Source organism: Runella sp. MFBS21 (genome assembly GCF_029433105.1).
Taxonomy (GTDB): domain Bacteria; phylum Bacteroidota; class Bacteroidia; order Cytophagales; family Spirosomataceae; genus Runella.
Map to the genome: position 1 here is coordinate 387,433 of NZ_JARNTW010000003.1, position 22,829 is coordinate 410,261.

Genomic DNA, 22,829 nt, shown 5'->3' on the forward strand with positions numbered 1-22,829 from the left:
TCTTGCTCAAACGGGCAAGACGCTTTCTTTTTAAGCCTGACTTTCTTCAAAAAGATTCAGGTCTATAAATTCATTCCTAAATTTTCCTTCGGGGTCATGTTTAGCCATCAGATTTTTAAAATCGGTTAGTTTTTGGATGCGATATTGAAGCACCGAGGGTTTGAGTCGAAAGAGTTTTCCCCAGTGAGGCCGAGGCTCATAGGGTGCCAAAGCTTCTTCAATAAGAGGGAGCAATTGGGTTACTTCTTCTACCTCTTGCTTCCAAGTAAAGTGAAAAGCCACGCATGTTTTTTTGTAAAAAGGACTCATCCACAAATCATCTTCGGCAATAGCCCTGATTTCGGTGATTAGCAAATGAGGCGAGACTTTCTCGTGCAATTTTTCGATAGCAAGCAATCCCGCATAAGCATGTTCAAAAGCCACAAAATATTCAGATTGCAACTCTTTGCCACTGCTTGGCGTAAATCCCATTTTAAAATGAGGCATCCGTTCGTACCACGGCCCTTCTACTCCCATTTGTTCGGTACAGTTTACGGCATCTAGCGCTTCGATAGGGTGAAGATGCTTGGTAGCCAATGTAGCACCAAAAAATTCGGGAGCTACTTCTTTCATCTCTGCTGCTTTGCTTTTAATCCATACTTCGCTGATGTTTTGACGGGTCCAATCCGTGAATAAACTCACGCTGTATCCACTCGACATGATCTGCTCAAAATCTTTCTCAAGCGCACTCATCGGCATATTTTGGTATACGACTTGCTTCATTTTAAAAGTAGGCTGTAAGGCAAGCGTCATTTTGGTGACAATTCCCAATGCTCCTAAGCCTACTACTGCGCCAAAAAATTCATCCCCGTCTTTGTCACGCGAAAGATTCACGATTTCGCCTTTGCCGTTTACCATTTCTAGAGCAACCACTCCCGTGGCTAAGCTTCCATTTCGCAGCCCCGAGCCATGCGTAGAAGTAGCGCACGCACCAGCTACCGAAATATGAGGCAAAGAGGCCAAATTGTGCAGAGCATAGCCATTATCATCTAGATATTTACAAAGCTCACCGTACTTGATACCCGCTTCTACGGTGACAGTATGGTTGTCTTTATCAAGCGATAAGATTTTGTTGAAAGCTGCCGTAGAAATTTGGTTTTCGGGACTATCCGCGATGGTATTGAAGCAGTGCTTAGTGCCAAGGCCTCGCACTTTTTTACATTTTTTGATAAGCTCTTGAAGCTCACTCACGCTTTGGGGAGTATATAAATTGTCGGTGCTGTAGGTGAGATTCCCAGCCCAATTGGTACGAGGAGTGGCCTTTTCTTTACAGGCCATGAGATTGGATAGCATACTTCCAGTAATCAGAACGGATGAGGTTTTAAGAAAAGTTCGCTTATTCATAAGTAGTTTCATTTTTCAACCAATAGATACTCATTTAATCCCTTAAATATTTCAGCCTCACAATGTGGTTTTAAGAAGATGAGTGGAAGCATATGCCTATTAATCAAAAATTTAATCATTTCTTAAAAAGAGGAATAAAGAAGTATAATTAAGAGTTTAGTACAATAAAAGTAAGGAATATTACCGCAAAATCTCCTCTTTTGTTTTGATAAATAGTCAGATATAGGTCTTGTGGTTTCTATCTAACTTGGTTAGGATTTGGTATTTATTAAAGTTTCGTGAAACATTTAACAAATTTTACGTGGAACATTTTGGGTTATTCCGAATAAAGACGGATATTTGAAGGCGATAAACCTAACAACAATGGGCAAAATCATAGCTATAGCCAATCAAAAAGGCGGCGTTGGAAAGACAACCACTGCAATCAACTTAGCGGCAAGTTTGGCAGTATTGGACTATAAAACTTTAATTGTAGACGCTGACCCTCAGGCAAATTCAACCTCAGGATTGGGTTTCAACCCCAAAGAAATTGAGTACAGTATCTATGAATGTATGGTAGAGGGGGTGATTCCTCAAGATGCCATCGTAGAAACTACTTTTGAGAATTTGTATTTGCTTCCTTCCCACATCGACTTGGTAGGTGCGGAGATTGAGATGATCAATCTCAAAAATCGCGAAGAGAAAATGAAGGAAGCATTACGCCCTATCAAAGATGATTATGACTTTGTGGTGATTGACTGCTCGCCTTCTTTGGGCTTGATTACCATCAACAGCCTCACCGCCGCCGACTCGGTGATTGTGCCTGTACAGTGTGAATATTTTGCGTTGGAAGGTCTTGGAAAACTCCTTAATACCATCAAGATTATTCAGACACGTCTCAATACCAACCTAGCTATTGAGGGTATTTTACTTACCATGTACGATATGCGGGTTCGTCTATCCAATCAAGTAGTAAACGAAGTAACGGCTCATTTTAAACACATGGTATTCAATACCATCATCCCGCGCAATGTACGCCTGAGCGAATCTCCTAGCTATGGTGTACCTACCATCGCCCAAGACTCCGACAGCAAAGGGGCGATTAGTTATCTTAATTTGGCTCGGGAGATTTTGAGCAAAAACGGGCTGCTTGAACAAGACGAACAAATCGCCCGAAAAAGCCACTAGTTTGAAGTAGGCTTTTTGGCTAATAGCCGATTTTTTAAAAATGATTTTCAGTAGTTGAGATAGAAGAATTTTAGATAGCTCTAAAATTTCCACAATCTATAAACATTCAATATGACATGGAAAATATCGGAAAAGTTGCTCCAAAAAAAATGACTGGTTTGGGACGAGGCTTAGGGGCATTGCTCCATGATAGCGACAACGTAAATCGCTCTACTCGCCCTTCTCCTTACGAAAACGTGAGCATGATGACCGAGATTCACGTCGAGCAGATAGATACCAATCCCTATCAGCCCCGTACTCGTTTTGATGAAGATGCCCTCAACGAACTAGCCGAATCGATTCGTGTTCAGGGCATTATTCAGCCCATTACGGTACGTCAGATTGGGCGTGACCGCTATCAGTTAATTTCGGGAGAGCGCCGTCTTCAAGCATCGAAGCTCGCCGGCCTTACTCATATTCCTACTTATATCCGTACCGCCAACGACCAGCAAATGCTGGAAATGGCCCTTATTGAAAACATCCAACGTGAAAACCTTAACGCCATAGAGATTGCGCTAAGTTATCAGCGATTGATTTCAGACTGTGGACTCAAACAAGAAGAATTGGGAGAACGGGTAGGTAAAAATCGAACTACGGTCAACAACTACATTCGCCTCTTGAAACTCCCTCCAATGATACAGGCATCTTTGCGGGATGACCAAATCACAATGGGGCACGCACGGGCAATCATCAATATCGAAAACCCTGAAGTGCAACTCAAAATCTTCCGCAAAACTATCGAAGAGGCGTGGTCGGTTCGTAAGGTAGAAGAAGCAGTACAAGCCCTCAAACTCAACAACGAAGACACCAATAGCAAAGATCGCCGCCCCACTGCATTGAAACAGGAGATTCGTTCGTTACAGTTTAAACTTTCGTCTTATTTTGGAGCCAAAGTGTCAATCAAAACCGATGACAAACAAAAAGGAGAAATCAAAATCCCCTTTACCTCACAAGATGAGCTAGACCGTATCTTAAAAGTGCTAAAATTTGAGTCTTGAAAAAGCTAGGTATCATCATAGGTTTGTTGTGGTTAGGGATAGGAGCATTGGGGGTGAAGGCACAGCAAATCACTACCGATTCTTTGGCAAAACGACTCTCCAAAATAGCGGCGGTAGCAGATACGATACGCCCAGATACGCTCCAAACAAAAACCCTCAAAAGTGCCGTAGCCAAAGCTGAAACGCCAAAATCTACTACTAAGCACAGTCCTCGCAAGGCTGCATTGTATTCATTGGTAGCTCCCGGGCTTGGTCAAGCTTATAACAAGCAGTATTGGAAAATGCCCTTTGTGTATGCAGGTTTCGGAACGGTGATATTCTTTATCAAATATTATGACATACGTTATAAGGATTTTTTAGGTCCTTATGTTGCCAGTTACAATCCCGAAACAGGAGCTCAGCTACGCACAGAAGCAGAGGTATATCTGCGAGGTCAGAAAATAACCCGTACCTTAACGCTTGATAGAATTACCCAAGGAAAAGAATTTTATCGGCGCTACAGAGATCTCAATTATATTCTTTTGACGGCCGTATGGGCGCTCAACGTAGTAGAAGCCAACGTAGCAGCCCACCTCAAAACTTTTGATATGTCAGAAGATATATCGCTGCGTTTTCAGCCCGATGCTAGTTACAATCAGTTTACGGGTGGGGTTGTAGGCGCAAAATTAGTCATTGGGATTAAGTAAATTACCACTGGTATTTGGTTTAGATAGGAAGCTATCACATATTTTATCATCATCTTTTTAGTACGTTTATAATGAATATTCTTCTGCTTGGCTATGGCAAAATGGGAAAAGTGATTGAACAAATCGCCCTGAGCCGTGGTCACCAAATCGTGGGTAGAATTGATGTCTCCAATCGCCACGAATTAGATACATTTAATCGCGGAAATGTCGATGCCGTGATTGAATTTAGTGCTCCAGAAGCCGCTTACGAAAACCTAAAATGGTGTATGAGCAAGGGGCTTCCTACCGTATGTGGTACTACGGGATGGCTACATCATCGCCCAGAAATTGAAGAGCTTTGCCTCCAACACAAGGCTGCTTTTTTTTATGCTTCTAATTACAGCATTGGCGTCAATCTTTTTTTTCGTTTGAACAAATACCTCGCCCTCCTCATCGGCAATTATCCGCAGTACAATGTTCACACGACCGAAATTCACCATATTCACAAACTTGATGCTCCTAGTGGCACGGCCATTACGCTAGCTGAAGGGCTTATTGAAAGTCTGCCTACCAAAACCGAGTGGATTAACCAATCCGAAGTTGCCGAAAATCAAATCCCAATTGTATCTTTGCGCGAAGGTGAAGTTCCTGGAACCCACATCATTCGGTACGATTCTGAAGTAGATAGTATCGAAATTCAGCACGTAGCCCATAGTCGTCAAGGATTTGCCCTGGGTGCCGTAATAGCCGCCGAATGGCTGTCTACTCGCCAAGGCGTTTTTGGTATGGACGATATGCTTGGAGAAGGATAATTCGCTATTTGTTATTCGTTGTAAAAAAGAATTTTATTTATGTCAAAACCCAAACCTAAAAAGTCGGCCTTTAGAGAGTGGCTCGATTCGATTGTATTTGCCGTAGTAGCAGCTACACTTATTCGGTGGCTATTCTTAGAAGCCTATACCATTCCTTCTTCTTCGATGGAAAAAAGCCTGTTGATTGGCGATTTTCTGTTTGTAAGTAAACTTCATTATGGGGCTCGCACACCCGGCACTCCTCTGCAAGTCCCGCTTACCCACCAAACCATCTGGGGGACAAATATTCCTTCTTTCTCTACGCTCATCCAACTCCCGATGTATCGCCTACCGGGCTTTTCGGATGTGAAGCGCAACGACGTAGTGGTATTCAATTATCCCGGTGACCCCGACGAGCCTTTCGAAGACCCGCTTCAAGGAAATGGTGGCTACAAGGCTTTTCCAGTGGACTTGCGTACCAACTTCATCAAACGTTGTATCGGAGTGGCAGGAGATGTGATTGAAATCAAAAAAGCAGTAGTATATGTCAACGGGAAAGAAGCCGAAATTCCTCCAAGAGCTCAATTCTTTTACCGTTTAGAATCCAATGATTTGTTGGATGACCGTTTTTTTGAAAATGAAGATATTCAAGCCTATAGTGCTTATCCAGCCGACTCTATTACTACGAGCAAGTACGTTTATCAAATCCGTACAACCCCGCAAATCGTGGATGGGCTGAAAAAACATAGTTTTATCAAAAGTGTAACCCACGAAAGCCCCTATACCTCTACAAGTACCGAAAATGGGCTTTTTCCGGTAACGGCCAAACAAAATCTGGACTATTGGGGGCCAGTACAAGTGCCCAAAGAAGGACTCACAATCCAGCTTGACTCGGCCAATGTCGCTAAGTACGCTAATGTAATTAAGTATTTTGATCATAACGACGCCGATAAAGTAGTGATTGCGAATGGAAAAATAAGCATTGATGGCAAAGCCATTACAAGCTATACTTTCAAGCAAGATTACTATTTTATGATGGGCGACAACCGCTACGAATCGGCAGATTCTCGTTTTTGGGGATTTGTACCCGCCGACCATATTGTAGGCAAAGCGGTCTTTATTTGGATGTCGATAGATCCTAATCCCAAATCAGTTCTCAACAAAATTCGTTGGAATCGACTCTTCAGACTTATCCATTAAGTGCTGATTATTAAGCAGTATCTTGTATTTGCTTTTTATTGGCATTTTTGACTGATGTACTTGTTTCGACTAAATTGAGTTCAAAACAATAGAATGGTAAAACTGTACTTTCAGTTTTACCACTCTATTGTTTTTCGTTACTCCGCACGGTCAGTTTTTAATACAAAAATCCAAACAACCACATTGGTACTACGTTGGTATAGCCCATCTCAATGTTGTCTTTGACTACCCAAGCATCGGATAAGCCGATGATTTGCTTCTTTTTTTTGTTTTTTCCTCCCACTTCCAAGGTAAATTGGTTGTTTACTATAAAATCTCCTTGGTCGGCCAAAAACAGATGATGTCCCGCGTTACTCAATTGATTAGCGATGAATGTTTCCCGCAAAGTACCTTCGTTGGGATTTTGTCCCAATACATAATTAAAATTGGTGTTTTCTAGTACAATTTTATCGGGTTTCTGTAGCATAGATGTCCCATGTCCTTCTTTATGGATATTGCGAATAATAGCCCCCTGCTCTAGATGTTGTAGCCACATCAATACTGTATTACGACTTACTTGTAAAGTGGTGGCTAACTCTTGAATATTGGGGATATAAGGAACTGCATCGGCCAAAATTCCTAACAAACGACGGATTTTGGATTGGTGAGAAGCTGAATAGTCATGTAAAAAGGCCAAATCAAATCCGAGTACGGCATCAATCAAACGAAAAGTGCGAGTGCTATATTCCTGAGCAGAGGTGGTTTGAATACCCAAAGGAAGATAGCCTGTCTGTAGGTATTTTTTGAAATAAACCAATGGGCTTTCCAGTTGTTCCATGATTTGCATGGCTAACATTTGGTGATTAGTGAGTAAGTGTTGGAGCGAAAAAGCCGGAAAATCAGCAACTTGATATAGCGACAAGTATTCACGAAAAGACATCCCATGAAGGGTAAAACTCAAAGCTCTCCGGCTCAAATCCGCCTCACCTCGGTAAATATCTAAGGCCGAAGATGCTGTAAATAAAACCCGCATGGTAGGGAGACCATCATAGATATTTTTTAACTCTGCCGACCAATTAGCGTATTTGTGTACCTCATCAATGACCAACAGCCGTCCTCCCTGCTTGTGCCATTCTTCGGCGGTTTCGAGCAGAGAATGCTGATAAAACCAAGGGTGATCGGCAGTGATATACAAGGAAGTAGCTAAGGATTGGGTTTTGAGGTATTGCAAAAGCAGGGTCGTTTTGCCTACACCTCGAATACCTCTAATCCCTACCAAACGACTCTCAAAGGGAACTTGCTCATACAGATACCTCTTAAATTCAACAGGGGTATTTTGCAAAATACTGTTTTGAAATAAAAACAACTTTTCCATTCTTTTGTTCTCATTAGAGGACAAAATTAACAAAACTTTGTTTCTAGTACAAAACCATTTTGTATTCCAATAAAGCTCTAATAATCTTTAATTTTCCAAAATCACTACTTCTACCCGTCGATTTTTCTTTCGTTCTTCCTCTTTTAGGTTCGTTGTCAAAGGCCGGGTTTGACCATAGCCTCGGTATTTTAGTCGTTTGGCATCAATCCCTTTTTCTAGCAGGTAATTAAATACGACACGAGCGCGATTTTCGGACAAAGCAAGGTTGAGCCGCGCGTCACCTATACGATCGGTGTGTCCACTAATTTCTATCTTCAGTGCGGTGTTTTGCTTCAAAACTTCCGTCAATTCATCCAACTGTGGATATGATTCGGGTTTTAAGACGTAGCTACTTTGGTCAAAGTATATCTTTTCTAAGTTGATATGCTTGCCCACTACGAGATTGAGATTGCTAAAAGAGTTTTCCTCTTTTTTAGGGGTTATATTGGCATTCGGAATGGTTTCTACAGGAATCAGCGTTGGGTTTAAGACGGTGGCGTTGCTAATTTCGTGGCTTTCTTGAGCTATATTTTGTGTATGATTCTTAATATCTTCTACCTTCGTTACCAAAGTTTCTTTCACAAGATTGGCCGTACAGTTGAAACTCCGATTGTCTTCTCCTAATTCTATATTTTCATCTTCCAGAGCTTTTGTGTAGCCTTCTGCAATTACCTCTACCCGAAGCATAGAACCTTTGCTTATGGCAAACCGAAATAGATTTGTTTCAGAACTAATTCCTTCAAAAAATTCGCCTGCATCAGTTGTAATTTTAAAAATTGCTTTTATAGGAAGGCGTGTATGACGGTCAAAAGCCTGACAAGTGATGAGATTCATTGGCCTTTTGCTTCCTGTAATAGCGATCTGCATGGAGGGGGGCAAAGCCAGCAATTCTTTTCCAAAATTGTTTTTGGTCAGATTTAATTGCGGCAAAATCTTCGTTTCGTTTAGAGGGTCGGATAAAGGAGAACTTAATTGAGGAATTGAAAATTCGTTGGAAGACTGTGACCACACAGTACTTTGCCCCCATAAAATAATGGAACTAAAGCTAATGGTAGCCTGTAACAAAAAAGCCCAAAAACGCATGAAGGTAAAACTGTCCGAAATAGTAAATCGATTAGGTTTGGCACAATATACAACATCTATTGGTGTTTTTCAACCCACAATTTCCATGGTACTAAGTCCGTTGGCATTCTTAAAAAGGCGGATTTGGGTTCCTATCCGTTCTTTGAGGGCTTCCACGTGCGAAATGATACCAATCGTTTTTTGGCTTTCGGACTGCAAGCGTTCAAGCATCCCCAAAGCCATATCAAGCGAATCGGGGTCGAGTGTTCCAAATCCTTCATCAATAAAAAGGCTTTCAATGCTTACATTTTGTGATGCCAAATCTGATAATGCCAACGCCAACGCCAAACTCAGCGTGAAGGTTTCGCCACCCGAAAGCGTATTGACGGCCCGTTGGGCATTGCCCTGATAAGTGTCTATTACAAAAAGGCTGTCGGTATCTTCTTTGGGTTTGTCTAAGATATAACGGTCTGAAAGGTGACGCAGACGCTGATTGGCCAAACCGATGAGGTTGGAAAGAGTTAAGTTTTGGGCAAAGTTGCTGAATCTGTTTCCAGTACTATCACCAATATATCGATTGAGCAAATCCCATTTACGTCGCTGCTGTCGTAGTTGTTCAAGCTCAGTTTGCAGTCCTGCAAATTTTAATTTTTGTTGGGCATGGTTATTTAAACTAGCTGATATTTCTGATGATTCTTTCAAATACTGATTGCGTAGGTCAAGACAAGACTTTAGTTTAAAATCGACTTCTTCGTCCGAAAAAGCAGTTTGACGCATTTGCACTGTTTGCAGCAGCTCCTCAGCCCAAGACTTATGATTTATTGAAAGTTCTTTATCTTTGTCTTCCAGTTGTTTACGGGTATTTTTAAGCTTTTCTACTTCTTGGCTTGACAATAATAGCTCATCAGCAATCACAATACTTTCTATGCCTTTGGCTTGTAATTGTTGGGTCAACAAAACCTCCAGACCTTCCATAGCTTCAGTCTCAGTTTTGAGGGCTTCCCTAATCTCAGACTGTTGTTTTTGAGCAATCAGCAACGTAGTCTGTGCTTGAGAAAAAGTTTCTTTCAAATACTGACTATCTTTCCTCACGTCTCTTCCTGCATAGCGTTTTTGTTTTTGCTGCTCTTTCTCTATTTTCTTGATACGCAACTCAAACAATTGCGAATATTGAAGCAACAAGCGTTGAATCACATCCTCCAATTCTTTGATTTTCATCCAATTATCAACAACTAGCTGACGCTCTTGCAGTTGCTTTTTTACCTCTGCCAATTGCTCAAGGGTTGTTTTAGGAGGCAAAGCTACTACTTCCAGCAGCTTCTCACATTCGGTATTGGCGTCTTTGTAAGCCTCTCGCAACTTACCCAAATCCCCCTCAGCTTTTGCCTTTAATGCCTCCGCTTTGCTGATTTCAGTAGCTAGGTTTTTATATTGAGAATCTATATCTCGGTATTTTTTTTCTAATAAATCCAATTCCACCTGAACCTCCGACAAAGCATTGACATAAGCATGAACATAGGGATGATGCGTAGACCCGCAAAGGGGGCACTCTTCTCCATTTTGAAGGGCATTGCGAAGGTCTTCTAAATTAAACTTCTGCTGCTCTTTTTCTTTTTTCTGTTGTAGCTGTTTTAGTTTGAGTTCTGCTTGTTGGAGGGCCTGTTGCAGTTGTTCAGCCTTTGGTTTATTTTCGTTAAGGTACTGCGTATTTTCTGTGAGTATATTTTTTTGTTCTTGCCCTCGTATCATTAGCTCGTGGCGATAGCCTAGCTTTGCAGATAGTTCAATCAATGTTTTTTCTTGAGTACCGAGGCGAGCAAGTTCGTCTTTTGCATCAAAATTTGCCGCAAAAAGGCTCAATTCTTTTTGATTTTCAAGGCTTTTCTGCCGAAGGCTTTCATAAGTATCATCAAGTTTTTCGAGCATTAATCCTTTCACCCAAGGATGCGAAGCCCCCGCAGCATTTTGTTTGATAGTACCAAATACAGGTCGGATTTCAACATTTAGATTTTCTATTTCTTTTTCTAAATTTAAAATCTCACTTTCAAATTCAGTCAGTTTTTCTACCAAATTCTCGATTGTCACTTCCTGCTGAATCAGAGCTTGGGTTTGGGTCAGCGTCTCAGCAATGCTTTTTTGTTGAAGGGCAATTTGGTGATTAGTATTTTGTAATCTTGCTTCCAAACTTACCACTTGATTTTTTTGCGCTTTGAGCGTAGCTAGGTCGCCCACCCATTCACTTACTTGTTCGTGTTGTTGAAGTCGCTGCGCTTGTAGTTCAAATGCTTCTTTTTGTTGCGCTAGGGCTTTTTTTTCAGTCTCGGCTTTTTCGAGTTTTTGTTGAAGCTCAAAGCAGCGCAATAGTGTATTTTTTTCTTTTTCCCAAAATTTCAAATCATCATCGGCCTGTTTTCGCTGCGTTTCGGCAATTCCCCATGCTTTTTCAAATTGCGCTACTTCATCCTCCGAAAGCATCGAGACGAGTTGAAGCTCTTTTTCTTTTAGTTCGAGTTTTTCCTTCCATTCTTTATCTTTCTGAAAAGCTGTACTACCTAGCTGCCGATAAATATGTTGCCCCGTAATATCTTCAAGAAGTTTGGCACGGTCATGAGCTTTGGCTTTTAGAAATTCGGCAAAACTCCCCTGCGCCAACACTATTGACTTTACAAATTGACCATAATTCAGCCCTATAAGCTCTTCATTTTTTTTAGGAAAATTAGACAAACCTTTAATATCCAGCAAATTACCAGAAGGCAATTCGGCAATTTCCATTTGATAATTATTCCAATTGCCATTACGATTACGGGCAATACTCCACCGCGACCGATACTGCCGTCCTTTTACTTCGTATTCTACTTCGGCGTAGGCTTCGGCCTTGGGTTCGTCGGCAGCTTTCAGATTTACAATAGAGCCTAGCTTTTCGATTTCGGTCTTTGAAATTCCCCCAAAACGCGGAATTTCGTTGTACAAAGCCAAGGTAATAATGTCGAGTAAAGTAGATTTTCCGGCACCTGTAGGCCCCGAAATGATAAACAAGCCCGAAATAGCCAACGGATTTACGGAAAAATCGACGCAGCAAGGCTCACCATAAAACGAATTGATATTTTTGAAACGGGTACGGAGTATTTTCATTCAATAGCTAAATTTGAAAACTTGAAAATGAGGTAATTGCTACAGCAAATCGCTTAAAAATTCCTACTGACTATCAGACACTTACCTGTCATTTTCAAATTGTTTGATTAACACTATCCCATAGTGCTTATAATTATCAATCACCAAAAACAATGATTATCAACAAGTTAATAAATTTTCCAACTTAAATCGACCCTCAATCGTGCTCATTCATTTCTCGCCACATTTCTTCAAAAGCTTCTACCAACAAGCTTTGGGTTTCTTGGTCTAAGTTTTCGGCCACCAGATGCTTCAAAAATACGTCTTTGGGGGTTAGGTCTTGAATAGACGTACCCGTCATGAAAAGCTCATCAGCGCCCCGAGTGCGGTTTTCAAATGACAAACGCGGCTTAATAATCTGAAAAGGAGCTTTATCAAACTCCTGCAACAGATAATTGAAATACATTTCTTTTTGAGGGTCGGCAAAAGGCTCTGTCACGTGTACTTCTACAAAAGACGACAAAGAAGCTGAAAAGGAATACATTTTCAAGGCCGCCTCTACTTCGTCAAGCGTACCATTGAAGCACCGCAACTCTCGAAAGGTGGGCACGGCCACAGCCTCTACTTTGGTAATCTGAGCGTTGTCGAGAGTCAATTCTAGGACATATTTGGTATCATTACGCTCACTGAAACTAAGGGCAATCGGCGAGCCTGAATAACGAATCATATCTGAGCCGCCCATGCGTTGCGGCCGATGAATATGCCCCAAGGCTACGTAGTCAAACCCTTCAGGAAAAAACTCCGCCGAAAAAGCAGCTTCCCCCCCAATAACGTGGATATCGCGCTCGCTTTCTGACACCGAAGCTCCATTGACATACAAATGCCCCATCGCAATAGAAGGGAGGCTTTTGAACTGACTTGTTTTGAGGTCTATTAGCTTTTCATAATGCCCGCGTATTCCTTGCCGCAAGGCCGACAAGCGATCTTCGTACCCTTCCCCACTGACCGATTTTCGAAGGTCGGCTTCACGCAGGTAAGGAACCGCAGCCACTACTACTTCTCCTTTGGGGGTATGGATATGCAAAAGCTCATCGTTAAGACTTTCCAAGGCACTCCCCACCACCTTGATATTCAAAAACTTAAGCAATTCGCGGGGTGCATTGAGTACCCCAGGCGAGTCGTGATTTCCGCCTGTCACAATCACTTGACAATCCGTCCCAATCAATTTTTTCAGGAAGCCATAATACTGAGTCAAAGCTAAATTGGAAGGATGGGCGGTATCAAAAATATCCCCCGAAATCAACAGCAAATCAATGCTACGCTGCTGAATAGTATCAGAAAGCCATTCCAAAAAAAGCCGCTGGTCTTCTTCGAGACTGTATTTATGAAGTTGTTTGCCCAAATGCCAATCGGCAGTATGAAGAATTTTCATGCTCATTTTGTCAGTTTTGGCTGTTTTTGAGGTTGAAAACCTAAGGTCGTCTATCCAATTTTAGATAACATTGCAAAAATGCCAAAAAGGAACGGTAAATTTGCACTAAACTTAAAAACACATGCACATACCTTTTGTCTTTTTTGATTCGATACGTGCTTATTTACAGCAAAAAAAAGTTACCAAAGCAGCTTTATTTGGTTCGTTTGCGCGTGGAGAACAAAATGCAGAAAGTGACATTGATTTGTTAATTGAAAAAGAAGGGATGACCTTTTTTGAAGTGTTGCAGATGGAAGAAGACTTGCAGCAGTTAACCCAACGAAAAATTGACATTGTAGAATTTCAAGCCATCAAAAATTCATTGAAATCTTACATTTTCAAAGATTTAATCCGGTTGATATGAGAGATGATAAAGTCTATTTGGGAGATATAATTGAAAGTATAGAATTGATTTTTAGTTATATAGATAACCAGTCTGATTTTGAATTCAGCCAGAACTTATTAGTACAAGATGCAATCTATCGACGATTTGAAATCATTGGGGAAGCCACCGCTAATATCTCTGAATCTTTTAGAACGGCTCATCCTGAAATAGAATGGCGACTAATGAGAGCGATGAGGAATAAACTATCTCACGAATATTTTGGCATTTCGTCGCATACTATCTACAATACTATACAACAAGACCTCCCCGTTTTATTGGGCAAACTCCAGAATCTTTATATTAGTTTATAATTATCGTAACCCACAAATGCTTACCAACACGCTTGAACAGACCTACTATGTCATTGACTTCGACAGCACTTTTACGCAAGTTGAGGGCTTAGACGAGTTGGCAAATATTGCCCTTGCAGGCAATCCCAACCGCGAAAAAATTGTGCAACAAATCAGAGACTTGACCGAAAAAGGCATGAACGGCGAGATGTCGTTTGCCGAAGGGTTGCGTCATCGCGTGAGCCTTTTGCAAGCCAATCGCTCTCATATCGACACGCTCGTTGATTTTTTACGCACCAAAATATCCGACTCTTTCATTCGCAACCGCGCTTTTTTGAAAGATTATGCCGATACCATTTTGATTGTATCAAGTGGTTTCAAAGAGTTTATTGTGCCTATCGTTACGGAGCTTGGCCTCAAAGAAGAAAATGTGTATGCCAATACTTTTCGTTTTGATGAAGAAGGAAATATCATCGGCATAGACGACGACAACGTGCTCTCGCAAGACAAGGGCAAAGTGAAGCTTCTTCAATCACTACAGCTAGAAGGTGATGTGTGCGCTATCGGTGATGGCTACACCGACTACGAGCTGCGCGAATCAGGAGTAGCACAGCATTTTTATGCCTTCACCGAAAATGTCGAACGCGCCAATGTCACCAAAGTAGCCGACCACGTGGTTCCTTCGCTGGATGATTTTCTGTTTTTGAAAAATCTTCCTCGTTCACAATCTTACCCCAAAAGTCGTATCAAGGTATTGCTCCTCGAAAATGTGCACCCAGTAGCACGCCAAGCTTTTGAAGATGAAGGCTTTAATGTGGAATTTGTGAAAGGAGCGATGGATGAAGAGGAACTCATCGAAAAAATCAAAGACGTGACCATCTTGGGAATCCGTTCCAAAACAATGGTGACGCGTAGAGTTCTTGAAAATGCGCCTCGGTTGATTGCCATTGGAGCTTTTTGTATCGGTACCAACCAAATCGATTTGAAAACTGCCACCGAAAATGGTGTTGCGGTCTTCAATGCTCCTTATAGCAATACTCGCTCAGTGGTAGAATTGGCGGTGGGTGAGATGATTATGCTCATTCGGAATGTATTCCCGAAAAGCAGCGGGATGCACGCTGGTAAATGGGATAAGTCGGCCAACAATAGCTTCGAAGTGCGCGGCAAAAAGCTAGGCTTGGTAGGCTACGGCCATATCGGCACGCAGCTGTCGGTGATTGGAGAAGCCTTGGGAATGGAAGTGTATTTTTATGATGTGGTAGACAAAATGCCCATCGGAAATGCCAAAAAACTCAAGTCTCTCGATGAACTTTTGCAAATTTCCGATGTTTTGAGCCTTCACATCGACGGTCGCAAAGACAACAAGAATGTAATAGGAAAGCGGGAGTTTGAGTTGATGAAAGACGGCGTGGTATTTCTCAATCTTGCTCGCGGCCATGTAGTGGATGTAGAAGCCCTCGTAGAAGCCCTCAAAAGTGGTAAAGTATCGGGAGCGGGCGTGGATGTGTTTCCGTATGAACCCAAAACCAACAAAGAGACTTTTGAAAGTGAGTTGCGCGGCTTCCCGAATGTGATTCTGACGCCGCACATTGGCGGTAGTACTGAAGAAGCCCAAGAAGGTATCGGTCACTATGTACCCGAGCGCCTACTCGAATACATCAACAACGGTAGCACTACGGGCAGCGTCAACTTCCCTGAAGTGCAGTTGCCGCTCCTCAAAGGCTCGCACCGCTTGTTGCACGTTCACCGCAATGTACCGGGTATTTTGGCAAAGCTCAACAATATCTTTGCGCGTTATAATGTCAATATCACCGGACAATACCTCAAGACCAACGAACAAATTGGGTATGTTATCATGGATGTAGCCCGCAGCTATGCCGAAGGCTTTATCCAAGAAATCAAAGAAATGGAAGAAACCATTAAGTTCAGAATGCTGTACTAATCAAACGTTTAGACCTGCATTCTACTTTAATTTCATATTGTCGAAAGGAGCGGAAGTATCATTAAGAAACAACCGCTCCTTTTCATCTTTGCCAAATCAGCAATTATGCTTCGTTATTTTTCTCGCGAAAAAACCCTTTTTCATTTATTAATAGCAGGGTGTGTACTCCGAATCATGGTCTTTTTGGTCATGAATGCCTCCAATCCCGATCAGCATCACGAGGTACTGCGGTTTATCAAAGAGTTTCATCGATTGCCTCGCATCCGTGAATTGTTTTTGGCCACTCATCCCCCCTTTTATTATTTGGTAGCCCTACCATTTTATTGGTTTGACGACCCCGTGTCGTTGAAACTTACGCAGCTTTTATCACTCCTGATTAGCACCTTTAATCTGTATTTGATTTATAAATTACACCAAAAACTAGTGGCTGATGTTTTGGTAAGAAACTTAGCTTTTTTGATAGCAGCCTTCAATCCTACCTTTTTGGCTTATTCGCTTTATGTCTCCAACGACACCATGGCATTTTTGATGGGAACGGGCATTTTGTACTTGATTTATCTTTATGTCAACAATCCCACTAGCCAAACTGAGATTTTTCTGGCCATAGTGACAGGACTTGCATTGCTTACCAAAACCACTTTTTTGCCTTTTATTCCGTTGGTGGTATTAGTAGTGCTGCTTATGCGTTGGAAATCAAGCCCCGCCAAAGCCGACGTCGTGATTAGTTTAGTAGCCTTTGTCTCCATTGTTTTCTTTTTGGGGAGCTACAAATTCATCGAAAACAAACACTATGAGCACAAGTTTTTTCTTCATAATCTTGACTTTTTTCCGCTCAATCACCAAGCTACTTATAAAGGCATCGAAAATTTCATCAATTTCAATCTCTGGGATTTAATTACATTTCCGGGCGAATTCAACGACGACCATGCCACTCGATACGCCTATTTTCTGACGTTTTATGCTACTTTTTGGTATAAGCATATCGACTTCGAAAACAACCTCAACCTCGGCAACTACACGAGTTTCAAATACATAGGAAGTCTTATTTATATTTTTGGGTTATTGCCTACCCTCACTTTTTTTGGAGGTTTTTTCATCAAAATCAAAGATAGCATCCTCACCGTTTGGGATATGTTGTGGGGAAAGGGCTTTTCATCGACCGGTTTATATCAAGTTTTTTTGAACGCCGTTTTTACGCTCAGTTTCTTAGCTGTTTTCGGGGCAGGTATCAAGTACGATGGCTGGTCCTTTTTTCATGGGCGCTTTTTAGGGCACGTTATGGTCGCTTTGTTGTTTATCATGGCGGTTGGTTTTAGTTATCTCAAAAAACTCAGTACGCCTCTGTTCAATATTTCCGCTTATAGTTTAATCATTGCCTCGTCTTTACACGTCATTTACTTTGTGGTAGAGGCGGTATGGGAGGTGATTGGAGGTTAAAAAGATGATTACATTCCCTAATGCCAAAATCAATATTGGCTTACACATCACCGAAAAACGAGCCGACGGGTTCCACAATCTAGAGTCGTGTTTTTATCCCGTAGGATGGGCTGATGTATTGGAGGCGATTCCAGCAGCTGATTTTAGCTTTAGTTCTTCGGGAATTGCCATCCCTGGCGACCCTACCAAAAACCTATGTGTGAAGGCTTATCATCTTCTAAAACAAGATTTTGAGTTGCCTCCTTTGGCTACTCACTTGCTCAAAATCGTACCCATAGGAGCCGGCATGGGAGGAGGCTCTTCGGATGCGGCGTTTATGCTCAACATGCTTAACGAAATTGGCAACTGTAGCTTGTCAACAGCTCAATTAGAGCAATATGCCCGCCAACTCGGAAGTGATTGCGCTTTTTTTATTCAAAATCGGCCACAATATTGCTACGAAAAAGGCGACCAATTTGTAGATATTTCATTGAATCTGAAAGGCAAATCCATCGTACTGGTTTACCCCAATTTCGCTATTTCTACCGCTGAAGCTTATGCCGGTGTAAAGCCTCAATCGCCCGAAGTAAATTTGTTAGAAACATTGCAACGCCCAATGCAAGAATGGCGTCATAGTATAAAGAATGATTTTGAGGCTGGGCTTTTTCCAAAATATCCTATTTTAGCCCAAATCAAAGAAAAAATGTACGAATACGGAGCAATTTATGCAAGCATGACTGGTTCGGGTTCAACAATTTATGGTATTTTTGACAAACCAATACATTTACAGAACAATTTCCCTTCTTCCACTGTTTGGCAAGGAGAATGCCTGTAAATCAGTACACTTGAGAGGGCGATTACCTACCCAATTTGCTCATTCATCAACAAGCATATTTCATCAAGTGAATTAATTGTTTGCGTTCGCCCATTGAAAAGTAAGCGTAAGAAAAACTTCGATGAACACCGTAAAAAAACAAAATCCGCTCACAAAAAGGCGCGAACCTTTCAATTTTATGCTTTGGATAGGCATAGGCAGCAGTGTTTTGGTATTTACTATCCTTTTGGCAGCATATGTGGTTCGAAAAGCCAACGGAGCTTATTGGACTGATGTACCTTTGCCAAGGCTTTTTTGGGTGAGTACATTGGCTATCATGGTCAGTAGTTTTACTTTGCACTTGGCCAATCGAAGTTTCCACTCCGACCGCTATCCACAATTTCGATTATACCTAGGAGCTACTTTATCGCTTGGGTTATTATTTGTAATTCTACAGTTTTGGGGCTGGTACCAGCTCATTGAAGCAGGAATTTCGACTCTGCGTAATCCTTCTGTGGGTTTTATTTATTTGCTCTCAGGTCTTCATATTCTACACATTGCGCTAGGTATCACGACATTATGCTGGCTGGTATTTCACTCCCTCAAAAATATCACCTATGTAGACGCCTTTGTGTTTAGTGTAAATCCTCCCAATCAGCTCAAGTTTAAGCTCATCTCCATTTACTGGCATTTTGTGGATATTCTGTGGTTGTACTTGTTCGCCTTTTTGCTTTATCACCACGGATTTTAGCTGCTCATTTTACAAAGAAGCCCGTAACTTTAAGTAGAATGGCACGTGTACTTGCTCCTTCAAATTTTCTTGGATAAGTTGTGCTGTTTTTTGTCCCATAAGTTCAAAATCAGCCGATATAGTCGTAATCCCCTCCAAAATTATCTTCTTTAAGGGAGTTTCGTTGTATGAAATAATCCCGACGTCTTTACCTACCTTCAGAGAAGTAGCCAACAGTTTTTCTACCAAACCAATCAAATCATTTTCGGTGATACTGATATAGACTTCGCCTTCGCAGATAGGTTCATTGAGAATGTTGGGAATCACTTGCATTTCAAACGAATATTGCTGGCAAAAAAGCCGCAAGCCTTCCACTATCTCTTTGGGATGGTGCGAATCTTTAGGAAAAACAATTTTGATCGTATGATAATTGGAAAGGCGAGGAAGTGCTTCCTCTAACGCCTTATAAATATCCATTTTAAAATTCTGATACACAGCACCATATTGTCCTTTGAGGCCTACGATAGGCTTATCGACGATGATAAGCTTTTCGGCTGGAATACTGGCATTGATTACTTCGTGTGCCTTCTCTCCTCCTTCCATAAAATGAGGAATAATGACATAATGCGAATAATCGTGGCTATTGGTCTGAACGAGCTTTTTGAAGTAATTATAGTCGTTGTTGTAAACATAAAAATCAATCATCACTCGTTCGCCTAAGGAGGCTACCAACGAATCATAAATGATTTTTTTGTGAGCATTAATTTTGTTGACCAACAAAAAAATTTTTAGTTGAGAAGGGGTAGCAGTACTTTTTACAAAATACCCTTTCCCTGGCACGGAATCTAATATCCCGATTTTTTTGAGGTATTTATAGCCTTTTTCGGCAGTATCTCTGGATATATCCGACTCAAAACTCAGCTCATTGATAGAAGGGAGGATTTCATCTTTTTCCAATTCGCCCCGCCCAATAATCTCCATAATCGAATTGGCGATTTGGAGGTACTTAGGAGTTGCCGAATAGCAGTCAATTGAGATAAGCTGAACCAAGGATTTATTTTTCATAATAATGAACCGTTTCTTGCCATCCTTCATAATAAGACATCACTGCTCTATTATCTACGCATGGCACTATGGTTTCTACTTCTTTTTTTAGACTTTGGAGATGTGCAATGTTAGTAAATAGTCCACACGCCAATCCTGCCAAATACGCTGCCCCCAAGGCCGATACATCGGGCATATTTATCTTCACGACGGGTTTTCCCAGCAAATCGGCCAAAAATTGTAGCACAAAACCATTGGAAGTCATACCGCCATCTACCATCAATTCTTTCAATTCTAAGCCCGCGTCGGCCTCCATAGCCCCAATAATATCTTTGATTTGATAAGGGATGGATTCTAAAGCGGCTCTTACCAGATGATTTTTGGTAGCACCAAACGTAAGCCCCGTAATAGAAGCCTTTCGCTTCATGTCCCAATGTGGCGCACCTAAACCACTGAAAGCTGGCACTAGATAGACGCCATTGTTGTGCTCTACACTCCTTGCCATTGCTTCGGTATCTTTGCTGTCTTCAAAGATTCCCCATTCATTTTTGAGCCATTCGATCGTAGCTCCGCACGTCACAATCACCCCTTCTAAGGCATAATCGACGCGCTCGGCCGTACTCCAACAAATCGTAGAAACCATGCCATTGGCCGATGGTTTCCGCTTATTTCCTACATTCATCAAAATCGAACAGCCTGTACCTAAAGTAGCCTTAGCGGTTCCTTCTGCAAAACATCCCTCTCCAAAAGCGGCTGCGTGCGAATCGCCAATCATACCCATGATAGGGACGGGTTTTGGAAAAAGTCCTTCAAAATTTGACTCCCCAAAAGCATAGGAAGAAGGCTGAGGTTGAGGCAATTGGATACCCCTCAATCCAAACTCTCTCAGCAAATCGGCATCCCAATCCAAAGTAGAAAGATTGAAAAACAAGGTACGAGAAGCATTGGTGTAATCGGTCAAGTATTTTTCACCTTTTGTCAATCTATACAAAAGCCAAGTATCCACCGTCCCAAAATACGCCTTACCTGCTTGAATAGCCTCACGGATTTCGGGCTGATTTTGTTGAAGCCAAATGAGCTTAGAACCCGAAAAATAAGGGTCAATGAGCAAGCCCGTTTTTTCGTTGATGATAGCCCCTAAGCCTCTTTCACGGAGTTGGTCACATATCTTTACCGAGCGCTTACATTGCCAAATGACGGCGTTGTGCAAAGACTTGCCTTGCTCATCCCACAAGATGAAGGTTTCGCGTTGGTTAGAGATTCCTACGGCGGCGATGGAGGTCAACGAGTGCCCTTTGGCTTGAAAGTCAGCCAAACATTTTTTGACCGACGATATTACATTTTGGAAAATACCTTCGGGGTCTTGCTCAGCGAAGCCCTCTCCAAAATAGTGGGTTTTTAAGGGTTCAGAAGCCCGTGATACCACTTGCCCTTGTGCATCAAAAACGAGGGTTTTGGTACTACTTGTACCTTGGTCGATGGCTAAAATAAAAGACATTTAGAAATTTATGTGCGGTTGAGTGTAAGTACATTGTTAAGTAAAAAGTTTTGTTTTTACCCGCAGAAATCCGCTGAACAATACAAACGCAGATTTTCGCTAAAAAAGGGCTTTATACCGTCTCCTATCTGCGTTTTTCTGCAACTTTAAATTTGCGCCAATCGACGGAAAAAACTTAAAAAACTTAGCTAACAATGCAGTAAGTGCTTACGCACCGTTAATTTTTAATTACTGATAATCAGCAACTAACAAACAGTTATAAGCTAGTTTAACTTTGCGCATTTACTTTAAGTACTTGTGTTAAATAAGTCTTTTGCGTTAGAAAAAAACAGCCTAAAATCAGTGGTTTTTGGTATTGGCTTTGTCGATAACAACCGCTATCAAAATCACCAGTCCTTTGACTACTTGTTGCCAAAAAGGCGATACATTAAGCAATACCAAGCCATTGTTTAGCACTCCAATGATGATAGCCCCCAAGACGGTCCCGCCGATACTGCCCTTTCCTCCCGACAACGAAGTGCCACCAATCACCACTGCCGCAATAGAGTCAAGTTCGTAGCCTGTACCGGCGTTGGGCTGTGCAGAATCAAGACGCGAAGTTACCATCAAACCTCCTACTGCCGCCAACATACCCGCCAATGTGTACACAATCACTTTGACCCGATTGATATTAATTCCCGACAATCGCGCCGCATTTTCATTGCCTCCAATGGCATAGATATAACGCCCGATTTTGGTTTTGTTGGAAAGTAAAATCGCTAAACCCACCACTAAGGCACTTATCCAAACTGGCACAGGAACACCCAAAAACCAGCCTGTACCGAAAAAAGCAAAGTCTTTGCCCAATCCACTGATGGGAAATCCCTGTGTCCAGAGCATGGTCAGACCACGCGCCACGGTCAGCATGGCCAAAGTAGCTACAAAAGGAGGTACTTTGAAACGCGTAATAGCCATACCATTGAAAAATCCCAATAACCCACCTACTACGATGCCCGCTAAAATGCCTCCCAAAAGTGTGAAACCTACAAAAAGATTTTGGGTAGGAAACTCAATGCCTGATTTGTATAAACCAGCGGTGACCGCCCCACTCAATGCCAGTACTGACCCTACCGACAAATCAATCCCTGCCATAAGCACCACGAGGGTCATACCCGTTGAAATACAGATATTTACTGAAATCTGGCGTAGTACATTCCAGAAATTGGAAACGGTAAAAAATTTGTCAGATAGTAAGCCTATCACCAAACACAGCACAAAAAGGGCTATCAGAGGTTGAAGTTTAGACAAAAGTTTTTTTTGTGAATCAAGGGTTGTTTGCATTTCTTTTAAGTGCTAAAGCACAACGGGGCCACCCAGGGTTGTTTGTTTTCTCCGTTGTGGTTAAGTGTCCTGATTATGGTTCTTTCCGATTCAAATTATATAAATAATAG

Annotated in this window: 19 protein-coding genes; 11 read left to right on the forward strand and 8 right to left on the reverse strand. The window is 41.8% G+C overall.

Features of this window, described 5'->3' with window-relative positions; translation table 11 throughout:
• Positions 1-30: 30 nt before the first annotated feature.
• Entirely contained in the window at positions 31-1,383 is a 1,353-nt protein-coding gene (locus P1X15_RS09060; protein WP_277337827.1) for an FAD-binding protein, read from the reverse strand.
• Between the two features lie 363 nt (positions 1,384-1,746).
• Here P1X15_RS09060 and P1X15_RS09065 point away from each other — a divergent pair, with 363 nt between their 5' ends.
• The 5 genes from P1X15_RS09065 (at position 1,747) to lepB (ending at position 6,243) form a co-directional block, all read left to right on the forward strand.
• Positions 1,747-2,550, forward strand: a complete 804-nt coding sequence (locus P1X15_RS09065; protein WP_277337828.1) for a ParA family protein — start codon at positions 1,747-1,749, stop codon at positions 2,548-2,550.
• A 116-nt stretch (positions 2,551-2,666) separates the two neighbouring features.
• A complete protein-coding gene (locus tag P1X15_RS09070; protein ID WP_028666819.1) occupies positions 2,667-3,587 on the forward strand; it encodes a ParB/RepB/Spo0J family partition protein in 921 nt (306 codons plus the stop codon).
• A complete protein-coding gene (locus P1X15_RS09075; protein ID WP_277337829.1) occupies positions 3,584-4,273 on the forward strand; it encodes a DUF5683 domain-containing protein in 690 nt (229 codons plus the stop codon). Before P1X15_RS09070 ends, P1X15_RS09075 begins: the two co-directional genes overlap by 4 nt.
• A gap of 71 nt (positions 4,274-4,344) precedes the next feature.
• Positions 4,345-5,064, forward strand: coding sequence for a 4-hydroxy-tetrahydrodipicolinate reductase (gene dapB / locus P1X15_RS09080; protein ID WP_277337830.1), 720 nt, complete (start codon positions 4,345-4,347; stop codon positions 5,062-5,064).
• 39 nt (positions 5,065-5,103) lie between these two features.
• Positions 5,104-6,243: a signal peptidase I gene (gene lepB, locus P1X15_RS09085; protein ID WP_277337831.1), complete on the forward strand. Its 1,140-nt coding sequence runs from the start codon at positions 5,104-5,106 to the stop codon at positions 6,241-6,243.
• A 157-nt stretch (positions 6,244-6,400) separates the two neighbouring features.
• Here the strand turns inward: lepB and P1X15_RS09090 are convergent, their stop codons facing one another.
• The 4 genes from P1X15_RS09090 to sbcD form a co-directional block, all read right to left on the reverse strand.
• Positions 6,401-7,597, reverse strand: coding sequence for an ATP-binding protein (locus P1X15_RS09090; protein ID WP_277337832.1), 1,197 nt, complete (start codon positions 7,595-7,597; stop codon positions 6,401-6,403).
• Between the two features lie 87 nt (positions 7,598-7,684).
• Positions 7,685-8,719 (reverse strand): OmpA family protein, encoded by a 1,035-nt coding sequence (locus P1X15_RS09095; protein WP_277337833.1) that lies wholly within the window; start codon positions 8,717-8,719, stop codon positions 7,685-7,687.
• Positions 8,720-8,788: 69 nt separating this feature from the next.
• Positions 8,789-11,830 carry an AAA family ATPase gene (locus tag P1X15_RS09100; protein WP_277337834.1) on the reverse strand — a complete coding sequence of 1,014 codons (3,042 nt, stop codon included), beginning with the start codon at positions 11,828-11,830 and terminating at the stop codon, positions 8,789-8,791.
• Between the two features lie 196 nt (positions 11,831-12,026).
• A complete protein-coding gene (gene sbcD, locus P1X15_RS09105) occupies positions 12,027-13,241 on the reverse strand; it encodes an exonuclease subunit SbcD (RefSeq protein WP_277337835.1) in 1,215 nt (404 codons plus the stop codon).
• A 121-nt stretch (positions 13,242-13,362) separates the two neighbouring features.
• Here sbcD and P1X15_RS09110 point away from each other — a divergent pair, with 121 nt between their 5' ends.
• The 6 genes from P1X15_RS09110 to P1X15_RS09135 all read left to right on the forward strand — a co-directional run bounded on the left by P1X15_RS09110 (position 13,363) and on the right by P1X15_RS09135 (position 18,878).
• A complete protein-coding gene (locus P1X15_RS09110; protein WP_277337836.1) occupies positions 13,363-13,644 on the forward strand; it encodes a nucleotidyltransferase family protein in 282 nt (93 codons plus the stop codon).
• Positions 13,641-13,976 (forward strand): DUF86 domain-containing protein, encoded by a 336-nt coding sequence (locus P1X15_RS09115; protein WP_277337837.1) that lies wholly within the window; start codon positions 13,641-13,643, stop codon positions 13,974-13,976. Before P1X15_RS09110 ends, P1X15_RS09115 begins: the two co-directional genes overlap by 4 nt.
• Positions 13,977-13,992: 16 nt before the next feature.
• Positions 13,993-15,897: a phosphoglycerate dehydrogenase gene (gene serA, locus P1X15_RS09120; protein ID WP_277337838.1), complete on the forward strand. Its 1,905-nt coding sequence runs from the start codon at positions 13,993-13,995 to the stop codon at positions 15,895-15,897.
• A gap of 105 nt (positions 15,898-16,002) precedes the next feature.
• Positions 16,003-17,334: a glycosyltransferase family 39 protein gene (locus P1X15_RS09125; protein ID WP_277337839.1), complete on the forward strand. Its 1,332-nt coding sequence runs from the start codon at positions 16,003-16,005 to the stop codon at positions 17,332-17,334.
• A 4-nt stretch (positions 17,335-17,338) separates the two neighbouring features.
• Positions 17,339-18,148: a 4-(cytidine 5'-diphospho)-2-C-methyl-D-erythritol kinase gene (gene ispE, locus P1X15_RS09130; protein WP_277337840.1), complete on the forward strand. Its 810-nt coding sequence runs from the start codon at positions 17,339-17,341 to the stop codon at positions 18,146-18,148.
• 121 nt (positions 18,149-18,269) lie between these two features.
• A complete protein-coding gene (locus P1X15_RS09135) occupies positions 18,270-18,878 on the forward strand; it encodes a heme-copper oxidase subunit III (RefSeq protein ID WP_277337841.1) in 609 nt (202 codons plus the stop codon).
• 9 nt (positions 18,879-18,887) lie between these two features.
• Here P1X15_RS09135 and P1X15_RS09140 read toward each other — a convergent pair whose 3' ends face one another.
• The 3 genes from P1X15_RS09140 to P1X15_RS09150 all read right to left on the reverse strand — a co-directional run bounded on the left by P1X15_RS09140 (position 18,888) and on the right by P1X15_RS09150 (position 22,719).
• On the reverse strand, positions 18,888-19,922 hold the full coding sequence (locus P1X15_RS09140; protein ID WP_277337842.1) for a GntR family transcriptional regulator: 1,035 nt from the start codon (positions 19,920-19,922) through the stop codon (positions 18,888-18,890).
• A complete protein-coding gene (locus P1X15_RS09145; protein ID WP_277337843.1) occupies positions 19,912-21,399 on the reverse strand; it encodes a glycerol kinase GlpK in 1,488 nt (495 codons plus the stop codon). The genes P1X15_RS09140 and P1X15_RS09145 overlap by 11 nt, the downstream gene beginning before the upstream one ends.
• 339 nt (positions 21,400-21,738) lie before the next feature.
• Entirely contained in the window at positions 21,739-22,719 is a 981-nt protein-coding gene (locus P1X15_RS09150) for an ABC transporter permease (protein WP_277337844.1), read from the reverse strand.
• Between the last annotated feature and the right edge of the window lie 110 nt (positions 22,720-22,829).